Origin of the sequence: Chroogloeocystis siderophila 5.2 s.c.1, assembly GCF_001904655.1 — a bacterium.
In the GTDB taxonomy this organism is placed as follows: Bacteria; Cyanobacteriota; Cyanobacteriia; order Cyanobacteriales; family Chroococcidiopsidaceae; genus Chroogloeocystis; species Chroogloeocystis siderophila.
Window position 1 is genome coordinate 367,772 of record NZ_MRCC01000001.1, and the last position, 11,353, is coordinate 379,124.

An 11,353-nucleotide genomic window follows, 5' to 3' on the forward strand; every position below is an offset into this window, starting at 1 on the left:
CCTCTTATTCTAGCGATCGCGGTGTTGGCGTTTCGTTGAGTTTTGTGAAACTATCGAAGGCATACCAGGCTAAGACGTACCAAGGAATTTCTTCAATTTGTAAGCCTTTTGTGAGGAGTTGGCGTAATGCGATCGCGCTGAGTCCTAGGGGTAGTAATAATCGTAAATCAGCAACACCATTTGTCATTTCTTTTACTTGCGCGTTGAACTCAGTAAAGACATCAATAATATACTCACTAGCCCCTGATTTATTTTGCTTAAATGCGCTGTTCTCCGAACTTGTTCCAGCTTCGCGTCGAGTCACTAATTCTGCTCTTGCTTCCGCGACTAAATCGTCTAGTATCTCTTCTATTTGTGCCGTTTTTTCCTGGACTTTTTCTGCTAAAATTATGCTTTCTTTCAGAACCGATTGAGTTAAAGGATGGCTCACTAGTGTTGCAGCAGGAAAGATCATAGGCGCGAGAATAACTGCGGTTAAACCTTTAATAACTTCGGTTGCTTCAATTTCTAAGTCTTGTGATGACATTAATTAATTCCTTTAATTCGATTAGCCAAACCAATTAGAAGGTGTAAATCCTGAATTTGTTTCTGGAGGTATATGACGATACACATATTCAGCATATTTCTCCATCAGATAATGTATTCCTTCATGAATGTACGCTTCTCTTTCTTTTTCCTGCTCTGGTTTATAGTACATATTTTTGAAATCTATACGTTGCTGTTTTTCCTCATCAACCACCACATACAAACTAAAAACTCTACTCAAAACATAAGCAATGAGTTCTTGACGTAAGTCAGGATTAGCAAAAGCTTGTTGATAAGGTTGATGTGGATATTGATTAAGGGCAACTTCAATATCCTCTACTAGAATTGGTAGAGTTAAATTCACAATTGTTTTAGTCATTGGTTGTTTCCTTTATCTACACTTTAATGCTTAGTTATTTTGTTAGTTTTCTAAAGTCGAGATATCTTCAGCAAGAAACAAGCTAAGTTTTTACAAACTGTAACTAATGGCTCGGATTTTTAGATAAATCATGCGTAACCTATGCTGTAATTTTCTATCAAAATTACATCAAGTTATATCTATTTATGCAGACTATTTTGCAGAAACGACTTCACCAATCATGTCTTTTCTTATCATCAGCAGGTTCTCCTTCAAAAGGTTGAACCCCCGTAGTAGGATAGCGATCTTCACTAGGGCTAAAAATTCTACTAACTGCTTCCCAGATATATTGAACTAACCGTACGGGCGCGAGAAATATCTTTTGCAAAAGTCTAGTTTTGTTGTTAGACATAATTTATTTCTCCTTGACTTTACTTAAAAAATAAGGTTCAGAAAGAAAGTGTTTTTCAGGTTGGAGATGATGTATAAATCATAACTTTGTGATAGAAAGTCTCTTGATTTTCCTATGTATTTTATTTTACAAAAAGCCTCTAGCACATCTATGCGTACACTGTGGTTCATTGCAAAATGATGTGACAACTTAGATAGGGTAGTATCGATCTGTTTTTCCTTCCTCATGACTCAGCATCGAACGAGTTGTGATTAGAGTGCCGACACTTTTAAGTTATGAAAACAATTTGAGGAACTTGTGAGCAAGTGATGACTTGTTTAGTTAATTTATATAAATTAGTGTAAATAAATATGTTTTTAATGAGTTAAGATTTGGATTCTGATGTGTTACCGCTAGTGATGGGAAGTATGTTGGAATTTCAGTCACACTCAAATGTATTTCGTCTCTACATCACAGGTGATACCTTGTTTATGATGATTTATGAGAAACTCCACAACGCTATCCTGGCATCAACTTAGCTTTGCTTCACCTTGGAGGAACAAAGATTTTTGGCATTTTGTTAACGATGGATGCTAGACAAGGAGTTCAAGCAATTCATTATAACGATTACACTGTATTTAAGTCGCTGCTTGAGGGTGTTATGCACGCTGTCGAAGATGCAGGATTAAGCGATCGCGGACACTATCTCAGTCATGGTGAAACTTACAACTTTCATGTTTAAATAAAGAATTCCCTAACTCTGTTGACGACACTTGCGCCACAATTCAGGAGGACAGAATCAGGGATATACTATACTAAGGATATAGTTCACTCTTAATCCTGACCTCCGACCTCTGCTATAGTGTGCTTTAGTTAATTCTTCGGTATCTGCGGACGATAGTTACTACTAGTAGATACGGGTTCTACAGGCTTTTTCGCACTTTGTTGCTGATAAAATTCAACGACTCGTTGTACGTATGTCGCAGTCGCACCGCTATTGCAACCGCTTGCATTTCCTGTCATCCACCAACAAGCAGTACGCCGTACCGCAGTCGTTTCGTTGCGATTACCCGCGACGTATTGCTTTTGTAACTCGCGGCGTGCAATACATGATACGATTTCGCGGGCTTTTGCTGGACTTGCTTCAAGTTCTTGTGGTGTAAGTTCTTTACCAATACACTGTTTCGACCAACTGGGGATAATTCCTGGGGTAATTTGCCATTCGCTGTAAAGTCCATCATTTGTCTTACCAGTTTTTGGCGCAGCTAAGCGCAATGCTTCCACCAGCGCCCCAACTTGCGTATTAGTCACTTGTTGTGCTTGCACTGGCAGCGTCCACAATCCTAAACTAACAATCATTCCACCAAGTAGTAAACGCATGATTTACTTTTCCTCCTACACTCCAAAATTTATGATAGGTGGAATAGGTAATTCTAGCATCTTCCACGATGCACCTTGTTGATTGCTATAGTACTTGCAGCAAATAAGAAATAGTCTAGTCAGCTTAATATGGTCTATCTTCCATACATTTCTGATCAAGACTTAAGAAAGGCTGTAAAAATAGTTGTTGACTGTATCTTGTCTACTCAGCAACGACAAGAAGCAGAAATGTATAGAAACGTTATAGATTCATTTTCAGCAATTTTTGATGGTTCAGTTCAAGGTTTTAGTTTAGAGGATTGGCTGCAAAAAGAACGTAGCAGGCAGATACAGAAAACGGTACAGAATCAAATAGGCGAGTTTCACGAAAATATTTTAAGTAGTGTTCCTGGATGGAAAAAGCTCAGGTAAGGAGTAGACATATGTAATGAAGAACGCAAAATAATTGCAGAGATAAAAAATAAATATAATCCCGTTAAGGGAAGCGATGAAGTAGGTCTTTATGATTATTTGCTTTCTTGTTTAGAGAAGCAACAGTATCATAACTTTACTGCTTATTATGTAAAAATTATTCCTAAAAATAAAGAAGCTTACGATAAAATGTTTACACCTTCAGATAGAAAAACTTCCACAAGAAGACCTGCAAATGAAAATATAAGACAAATAAGTGGACAGGCGTTTTATGACTTAGCGACTGGTACATCAGGAGCTTTAAGTATGCTTTTTAATGTCTTACCTGATGTTATTAGTGAGGTTTCAGGATTAAAAGCACTCAACAAACAACAAAAAGCTACATTTAGAATTCTATTTGATAGAGCTTACTAAGTCTTCTTAATCAATTTGGTTGATTTGCTAAAGCGCTCATAACTGCTCTCCCTAAATGGTAAGCGAAATTTACAGGTACGGCATTACCGATCTGCTGATATTTTGAACTTATACCACCAACAAATTCCCAATCGTCCGGAAAGGTTTGAATTCTCGCGTATTCTCGTACAGTAAACGGGCGAGTTTCATCAGGGTGACAGCGTTCTGTCTGTTTTTGTGAAGGTGAAGTTGTCAAAGTTAAACTTGGTTCATCCCAAGCGATTCGACGTGCCATCCCTGTTCTTCCACCAGAAAGATAATAGCTTTTCATCATATAGCTTTTTTGAATGTCCTCTGGCAAATCTCGCCAGCAACCTCCAGGAGGTACAAGTGCTAAAATAGCAGCTTTCTTAGGGCTATACTTCACGCCTTCTGATGGTGGAACATTTTTGAGCGCATCCCTTAATGTCAAAATTTTTGTTGATGGAGCAGGATATCGGAAGTAAATTCCTGGAAGTGTTCCAATGATAATAACTCGTTCTCGCTTTTGTGGTACGTCATAATTAACTGCATTCAGTAGACGGTACTGAACGTTATATCCTAAAGATTTAAAAACAGCGAGAACAGTTGAGAGCGTTTTTCCCTTTTGGTGACTAATCAAGCCTCTAACATTCTCAGCTAAAAATAGTTTGGGCTTTACCTCTTTAACACAACGGGCAAATTCGTAAAAGAGAGTACCGCGAATATCATCAAGACCCAAGCCTTTACCTGCATAGCTGAAAGCTTGACACGGAAACCCCCCTGTTACAACATCTGCACGCATATCGTCAAAAGAAATTTGGGATACATCCGCATGAATGACATTCCAGTTGGGACGGTTGTGTCGCAGTGTTGCTACCGCATCTTTGTCAATTTCAATTAATGCTTTAGCTTCTAGCCCTGCGTTTTCTAGCCCAAGTGCTAATCCACCAGCCCCTGCAAAAAGCTCGATCACAGTAGCTATCGTTGTCGTTGACGCTTGAAGTTCGGAAGCCGTATACGAAGTTGGAACTTCAAATAGATCTAGCTGAGTATACATAGTAGTGAGTATAAGCAATATTTTATATTTGCTGTATGATTTAATCGGCTAATTAGCTAATTAAAAAGTATATACTAGGCGGTAATACCATTTAGCAGAATTTGGCAAAATGGCACAAACGCAAAGAAAACCTGTATACGTACAACCAGAGCATCATGAAATTTTAAGGCGTATTGCCTATGAGGAACGCTGCAATCTATCTGATGTATTAGATGTAGTGCTAGAACAAGCCGATTGGAAAAAAGTGGCAAGCGAAGCCAGTCAAAAGCCCACTCAACGTGCAACGGAAAAAGCAAGTCAATATAAGGTGCGAGACTAACATCGCTGATAGCGCATTCCTGGTAGTTGAGTGACTAACCCTACAAGTTCTAACTGTAGTAGCGCACTTGAAACCGTGCTTGCGGAGTAACCCGTTTGCTGCACAATCAAGTCGAATGGCATTGATTCAGTTGCGATCGCCTGCAAAACTTTTGCCAACTCTGGTGCTAATTCAGGTGCGGCGACCGTCGGTGTTGAATCGATTTGCGGTATTGTGCCTAACATCTCTAGTAACTGATCTTCGCCTAAAATCACTTCAGCGCCTTTATGCAATAATTCCAAACAGCCAAGCGATCGCGGATTATCTAAAGATCCTGGTAACACATAAACATCACGACAAAATTCATTCGCAAAATGCGCGGTAATTAATGCACCCGAACGTGTTGGCGCTTCTAGCACAAGTACCGCCCGCGTCAAACCGGCAATAATGCGATTGCGGCGCGGAAAGTGCGCGCGATCTGGTGGTGTCTTGGCGGGATACTCGCTAACAACTAACCCTTGAGTGAGAATTTGTTGGTAAAGATCCTGATTGCGTGATGGATAGACAACATCGACACCAGTACCGAGTACCGCAATTGTTCTCCCACCTGCGGCTAAACAACCGTGATGGGCTTCGGTATCAATTCCATCGGCTAAGCCTGAAACGATGGTAAAACCATTTTTTGCTAAAGTCGTGCTAATTTTGCGCGTCCAACGCTTGCCATATTCTGAAGGATTGCGTGTACCAACGATACTCACAAGCGGTTTTTGCCCAAGATTTTCTTGGAGATCGACTGCACCACGATAGTAGAGTACTGCTGGTGGGCTAGGAATTTCTAAGAGCAAGCGGGGATAATCAGTGTCTACAGGTGTCCAGAAATGCTGATTTTGTTGTTGGTGTTCGCGTAGAACCTGTTCGGGGTGTAACTGCGATCGCGCTACTCTGACTGCGGCGATCGTCTGAACGCCAAATCCTTCAACTTGCTGCAACTTATTTTCTGGCGCTTGCCATGCTGCGGCTAAAGTCCCAAAATGTTGTTGCAATCGCTGCAATAAAACTGGACCAATTCCGGTAATTTGTGACCAAGCAAGCCAATAAGCACGTTCCGCTAGCAATCTTTGTTCCTCAAGGATAGAGACTGAAAATAAATTAGGATTTTCACAATTCCCAACTACTATCTTTTCGTAGCTTCTAGCTTCTTGTCTCTAATCGCTTGGCTTCTTCATGCTGCGTTTAGAAATCAGGCATAAATATAAGTGATCGCTTCACAAATAAGGAAATCAATATGAGCTTCTATGCTATGTCAGTGTCCACGTAACTTGGCGCTGAAACAGACAAATTTTACTTTTTCTCGGAATCATCAGTCGAAGTTTTCAAGCCTTTGCAGAACGCTGTTGTTTAAAATAAGCAAAGACTGATTTATCTCCGATATCTGGAGGAATCGGCTGTACGACTTTACGCAAAGCAAATACTATAAATAATATTGCCCAAACTGCCAGCATGGCTTTTTCCCATAGTAGCGGCAAAACTTGTAATAAATGCCCTAATAACAAAATAGGAACTAACGGTGTCAGAACTTTTGTTTCTAAACGATTAAAGCAAAAAGCTTCTTTAAAGTAAATGCCTGTCAAAGCAGCAAAGACAAAACCAACGCCAAATAAGGTTGTTGGGTGATTGTAAATCGTAACTGCTAAAGGTTCACTACTATTCACTGCAAAAACAACAGATGATAATGTACCAATTGCCCAAAAAACTTGTAGTAATTGATGAAGTACGGCTAAATAAATATGAATTGTAAATAAGCTAACGCCTAAGGCGACGCAAAAACAAGCGAATAAAGGAGTCAGTATTTGTAAGTCTACTACACTATGATTAAGCAATACCAAAGCACTACCAAGCGCAAAACTCAACGCGGCTACCATTAAACCTGTGCGATAGACAATAACTCCAGTGCGATCACTATCAGTAATCGTAAATTCACCAAATTGACCTTGGTAAACGATTGCTTCAGATCCGGTTTGTTCCAACATACACAATCAACCGTGATATCGTTCAATTCCACCCTAACTCAAAATAATACTTGAACAGGATCTAAATAATCTAACTGTAGCTGCGATCGCGCATTCCCACAATTAACCACAATTTCTACGCAACCGTGACTACCCACAAGGGCGATCAGATTTCCGATAGGTTGATCGCTGTATGTCTCACACCCTGGTATTTCTCTTCCTTGCGCGACAACAACCCACCGTTTACCACTAACGTAGTCACCAGAAATATTTGTCACTAAATTACCAAAACCATCGATATATTGAATACAACCTTGTACGCTGGTGTCTGTGAGTATAGGATTCGGTAAGTTTAGCTCTACTAACGATGCGACATCAATTTCGTTTCCCAAATCATAAAGCGAAACTCCATTAGCAAGATGCGCGGCGACAGGTGCAAAAATATCTCTACCATGAAACGTTGCACTACTTTGTTCAACCCGCCAGTAACAGGAATTCGTTAACTCGACAGCACTTATTGCTGGAGTTTGACTTAATACACCACTCAATATCCCATTGTCAGGTCCAACCAAAAACCCTGATGCAAATTCTACTGCGATCGCGCGTCTTGTACTACCCACACCTGGATCAACGACTGTAAGATAAATTGTTCCATCAGGGAAGTAAGGATAAGCATTCATCAAGCAAAACCGCGCTGCGGCTAGATTTTGTGGAGGAATTTGATGTGTCAGATCGATAATATTAATCTGACGATGAATTTGAGCTATGACTCCCTTCATGACGCCTACGTAAACATCACTTAGTCCAAAATCTGTCAGCATGACGATTTGTGTTTTGCACATCTTCTTATACTCATCAAATCTAGTTCTCATCAAAATTCATTTGAGAAATATGCCCTAATTTTTTTGCTGCGATTTTGTAAAACTGCGTTTTCTTAGAATAATTCCTAAGTTTACTTGTTTGGTAACCCAGTATAAACCAGCGAGGATAGCAAAAGTAATTACCATAACCATAATAAGTATTGGGCGTTTTCCTAATAAATCTTCAACAACACTCGTTGCTACTGTATCAAACTGGGTAACTAAATCCCAACTATTAAACCGCTGAAATCGTCCTCAATACACTCCAATTGCACATAAAGCATGAGTTATTAATTCAGCACCTACAATCCATTGAGTTTTGCCAATCCGATGTAACTAGGAACCCATATTGATTAAGGAGATAACATAGGCTTCAAATCCCAATACCACAAAGCACAAGTAAAGTGGAATTAAAATCAAGATAATTAGCCAAATTGAATCACCCTTACGAATATATGTAATTAAATGAATAACATCGGTTAAAACATACGGCGCGTTAGGTAAAAAGCAAAGAAAACCAAAAAGCCAGGCCACCAAAACGTAGAACGATGTAAGATGCGTCGGAATAAAACAAGACTTAATCCTAATGAAATAAAAGCTAAAAATAAATTCTAACTCATCCAACGAATATGAGTCTGCAATACATATTGAAGTTGAGTTATTAAATCTTCGAGCATTATCGATTTCCTTAAAGTAGCTTCCTTTTGTTAAATAACAAAAAAGTAAAGATAGTGATTATTTCTGTTTTAGCTTATAAACATAAAAAAACGTCTAAGCACAAGAATCGCTACGTTTACTTTGAATAAATTGTGTTATTTTGAAAATCTGAATTAATCAAAGTTTGTTCTTTAAGTTTTAGGCCTTTCATGCGATCACGCTACGCATAACAATTTTCTTTGTAGAAGTAGTAAAATTAAAGGGATGTCACAGATGACATCCCTTCTATTACGCTATATCTGCTATTACTTAATCTTGAACTGCTGGGTAAAAAATGACTAGCTTTAGTTGAAGTAATTAATTTCTGCTTCGAGTTGACGGATAAGCTTTTCGTCACCTTGTGCTTTTGCAACTTCTAAGCGATGCTGTAAGCTTTTTTGAATATTGATGCGGTGGGCTTCTGCGGCTTGTTTTGCGGCTTGTTGTTTTCTGTTCATAGTGATTCGCTTAGTCTGTTATTTATGTCCTGATATTCTAACAAAGTCGAGATTCAGTAACAACTGCTACAGAATAAATTTATATTTTTTTTAACTATTCTGTCTTCAGGAGTAACTTCTAGTAAAGATGGCAAGTACTAAAGAGGGCATTCAATTGAATGCCCTAAATGCTATGAAAGCTCTCAGCAAGATTCTGTCTTAACTCAAGACAACAAATTTAGGTTACATCTTGCCTTTTTGCATGACTTCTTGCAGGTGTTGGCGGATTTCCTGTGCTTGGTCTATATCTGCTTGACGCAGCTTCTGAAATAGTTCGACACAAGGCTGCGATTGCATTTGTTGAGCGTCTTGAATGTAAGTTTCGTAGGCTTTAACAGCTTCTGCTTTATTTTGTAAAGCTGTCAGTAGGTCGTACTCTAGGTTGCTTAATGCTCTGTTATCTCCATTATCTGCCATAAATTGATACACCCTCCTAAAACGTTGCTACCTAACGTTGTACTGACAACTCAAGGGCAGATCATCTGCCTAAAAGAGTATGACTCAAGGATTAGAGAGGATTTTATGTGTTCTGCGGCTCAAGCATCAAGTGCGTGCTGTTTGAGGTCTTGGAGCGTGACAAAATTAAGCGCAGTTTCATGCGTTGCAGCTAGGATGACAGGAGGCGCAACCCCAGCATCAAGTGCTTCTTTCCAACGAGAAGCGCACAAACACCAGAGATCGCCGTCTTTTAGTCCTGGAAAATGAGACATTGGTCGTGGCGTACTCAAATCATTGCCTCTTATGCGAGTAAACGATAAAAACTCCTCAGTTACTTGCGCGCAGACAACGTGCGTACCAATATCTTCTGGACCTGTTTCACACACTCCATTACGGTAAAATCCGGTCATAGGAGAAGTGCAACAAGTTTCTAATTCTTTGCCAAGTACGTTCCGACTCACCTAAGTTATCTCCCTCACACTAAAAATTCAAAAACGGTAAAATGACTTCTGCAACTTCAGTAGCGTACTCTTCATGTAAGCCTAGAGTCCCAGGCAGTTTGCGTGTTTGAATTCCAGGAATTGCGGCAATGGCTTCCATTTCAGCGGTTGATGAAGGTGGTGCTTGCTGACCAATGATGACCATAACAGGAAGCGACACTTGAAATAATTGTAGCAAATCAGCACGACTTGTTACAGGATCGAGCGCACCAGTCACAAATGCTGCTGGCGCAAATCTTGCTCCTGGCTGCTGCGTAATTTCTCGCTTTTGAGCAATAAATTCTGGTGTCAAGCGGGCTTTATCGACATAAACGTGTCTACCGTACATCAAACGGAGGAACGCTGGAGTTGTGTTGGCTTGGTACAGTGCTTGACCGACAAGCGGCGATCGTACTAATTCACGTACCATTCCTGCAACTGATTTGCTTGCGCCCATTACCGTCAATGGACCGCGCCAAGTTGGTGCTACTAAAACAATTCGTGAGAATACTTCAGGTTGTTGCGCTAATTGCATAACATAACCTGCGGCGTGACCTGCGGCAATAACTGCTATGGGGGTAGAAAAGGTATCGCGGACAAAATCGTGTAGTAACTGGTGATAAATTGCAGGTTGGTAATCTAAAGGTGGGCGATCTGATTGCCCAAATCCTAACCAATCGAGTGCGATTACTTGATACTGTGTTGCCAGTTTTTCTGCCAAACCACGCATTTCTGCCCGTGTAGACACGGTGCTAAAAGCTGGCAAGAGTAACACTGGAGCGCCTTCACCTCTCATTTCATAGGCGACTACGAAGGTTTGTCCTTGCCATGTCCAGTGATATTTTTGTACCGTACCGCCGATATCTTGCCCCACAGTGGAGCGAGTCGCTGGGGTTTGAGTAAGTGCTGACATAATTTTTGCTAACGCCAGTAACCAAAAGGCGTGGACTTCACAACACAGATTATATACCGGCGTTGCTGAATAGAAGTATGATTTGCCCCCTTGCATCCCCCAGGACTGATTCATTGATAATAGAAAAATGGATAATAGAAAAATGACAATGAGAGGGGTGCTGGCTTTTTGAGCATGCGGCCCACTTACTTGATTGATACACTCAAGCAAGTCCCCGACTTTCGCACCCAGCGGCGCTACCGATTATGAGTCTTGCTGCTGATGATTTGGCAGAGGAACGGCGCTAGCCGCTAGCGAGCGCTTGAAGCATTCATCGCGCGCCATCAAGCCGAGTTGCTAGAACAGCTGAAGAAGCCAGACTCCCGCCTGCCCTCGAATCCGACCATCCGCCGTGTGCTGAGGCGAGTGAATGTTGCGCAGTTGACGCAACTGTTCAATCAAGGGGCACAGGCAAGCTGCGACCAAACCAGGCGAAGCGATCGCCGTAGATGGCCAAAGTCTCAAAGTAAGCCGCAAAGATGACGACCAGTCCTCGGAGGAGATTGTCAATGTCGTCTGGGGATACAGTCCTGGGCAAGGCGTCATTTTCGGGCGGCAATTGAGAACCGCGCCTGCAGCGAGATGGTA

15 protein-coding genes and 2 pseudogenes are annotated in these 11,353 nt (G+C 40.8%); 3 read left to right on the forward strand and 14 right to left on the reverse strand.

The window, feature by feature from the left end; genetic code table 11:
- Positions 1-4 precede the first annotated feature (4 nt).
- From NIES1031_RS01745 to NIES1031_RS01755, 3 genes are all read right to left on the reverse strand, one after another.
- Entirely contained in the window at positions 5-526 is a 522-nt protein-coding gene (locus tag NIES1031_RS01745; RefSeq protein WP_073547801.1) for a DUF5132 domain-containing protein, read from the reverse strand.
- A gap of 21 nt (positions 527-547) precedes the next feature.
- A complete protein-coding gene (locus tag NIES1031_RS01750; protein WP_073547802.1) occupies positions 548-904 on the reverse strand; it encodes a hypothetical protein in 357 nt (118 codons plus the stop codon).
- A 211-nt stretch (positions 905-1,115) separates the two neighbouring features.
- The gene (locus NIES1031_RS01755; protein WP_073547803.1) at positions 1,116-1,295 is read right to left on the reverse strand and encodes a hypothetical protein; all 180 of its coding nucleotides are present in this window, start codon (positions 1,293-1,295) and stop codon (positions 1,116-1,118) included.
- 520 nt (positions 1,296-1,815) lie between these two features.
- Between NIES1031_RS01755 and NIES1031_RS24660 the strand changes: the two genes are divergently transcribed.
- Positions 1,816-2,016 carry a hypothetical protein gene (locus NIES1031_RS24660; protein ID WP_218596621.1) on the forward strand — a complete coding sequence of 67 codons (201 nt, stop codon included), beginning with the start codon at positions 1,816-1,818 and terminating at the stop codon, positions 2,014-2,016.
- A gap of 131 nt (positions 2,017-2,147) precedes the next feature.
- Here NIES1031_RS24660 and NIES1031_RS01760 read toward each other — a convergent pair whose 3' ends face one another.
- Positions 2,148-2,654 (reverse strand): hypothetical protein, encoded by a 507-nt coding sequence (locus NIES1031_RS01760; RefSeq protein WP_073547804.1) that lies wholly within the window; start codon positions 2,652-2,654, stop codon positions 2,148-2,150.
- 129 nt (positions 2,655-2,783) lie between these two features.
- Between NIES1031_RS01760 and NIES1031_RS25375 the strand changes: the two are divergent.
- A pseudogene (locus NIES1031_RS25375) lies at positions 2,784-3,479 on the forward strand (Eco47II family restriction endonuclease).
- A 10-nt stretch (positions 3,480-3,489) separates the two neighbouring features.
- On the opposite strand, the gene NIES1031_RS01770 reads toward NIES1031_RS25375, so the two are convergent.
- On the reverse strand, positions 3,490-4,536 hold the full coding sequence (locus NIES1031_RS01770; protein WP_073547805.1) for a DNA cytosine methyltransferase: 1,047 nt from the start codon (positions 4,534-4,536) through the stop codon (positions 3,490-3,492).
- 109 nt (positions 4,537-4,645) lie between these two features.
- Between NIES1031_RS01770 and NIES1031_RS01775 the strand changes: the two genes are divergently transcribed.
- Complete coding sequence (locus tag NIES1031_RS01775; RefSeq protein ID WP_073547806.1) at positions 4,646-4,855, forward strand: hypothetical protein; 210 nt, start codon at positions 4,646-4,648, stop codon at positions 4,853-4,855.
- Here the strand turns inward: NIES1031_RS01775 and dprA are convergent.
- The 9 genes and pseudogenes from dprA to NIES1031_RS24135 form a co-directional block, all read right to left on the reverse strand.
- Positions 4,852-5,949, reverse strand: coding sequence for a DNA-processing protein DprA (gene dprA, locus NIES1031_RS01780; protein WP_073547807.1), 1,098 nt, complete (start codon positions 5,947-5,949; stop codon positions 4,852-4,854). The genes NIES1031_RS01775 and dprA overlap by 4 nt on opposite strands.
- A 258-nt stretch (positions 5,950-6,207) precedes the next feature.
- Positions 6,208-6,864, reverse strand: coding sequence for a DUF2301 domain-containing membrane protein (locus tag NIES1031_RS01785; protein WP_073547808.1), 657 nt, complete (start codon positions 6,862-6,864; stop codon positions 6,208-6,210).
- 38 nt (positions 6,865-6,902) lie between these two features.
- Positions 6,903-7,685, reverse strand: coding sequence for an SAM hydrolase/SAM-dependent halogenase family protein (locus tag NIES1031_RS01790; RefSeq protein ID WP_073547809.1), 783 nt, complete (start codon positions 7,683-7,685; stop codon positions 6,903-6,905).
- 54 nt (positions 7,686-7,739) lie between these two features.
- Positions 7,740-8,237: pseudogene (locus tag NIES1031_RS01795) on the reverse strand (DUF1361 domain-containing protein).
- A gap of 467 nt (positions 8,238-8,704) precedes the next feature.
- Positions 8,705-8,857, reverse strand: coding sequence for an arginine synthesis PII-interacting regulator PirA (gene pirA / locus NIES1031_RS24130; protein WP_178378023.1), 153 nt, complete (start codon positions 8,855-8,857; stop codon positions 8,705-8,707).
- A 222-nt stretch (positions 8,858-9,079) separates the two neighbouring features.
- The gene (locus tag NIES1031_RS01800) at positions 9,080-9,313 is read right to left on the reverse strand and encodes a hypothetical protein (protein ID WP_015189697.1); all 234 of its coding nucleotides are present in this window, start codon (positions 9,311-9,313) and stop codon (positions 9,080-9,082) included.
- 119 nt (positions 9,314-9,432) lie between these two features.
- Entirely contained in the window at positions 9,433-9,795 is a 363-nt protein-coding gene (locus NIES1031_RS01805; RefSeq protein WP_073547810.1) for a DUF2237 family protein, read from the reverse strand.
- A gap of 19 nt (positions 9,796-9,814) precedes the next feature.
- Entirely contained in the window at positions 9,815-10,726 is a 912-nt protein-coding gene (locus NIES1031_RS01810) for an alpha/beta fold hydrolase (RefSeq protein ID WP_073547811.1), read from the reverse strand.
- A 433-nt stretch (positions 10,727-11,159) separates the two neighbouring features.
- Positions 11,160-11,353, reverse strand: a 194-nt coding sequence (locus NIES1031_RS24135; protein WP_178378024.1) for a hypothetical protein, incomplete at its 5' end; no start/stop codon positions are given.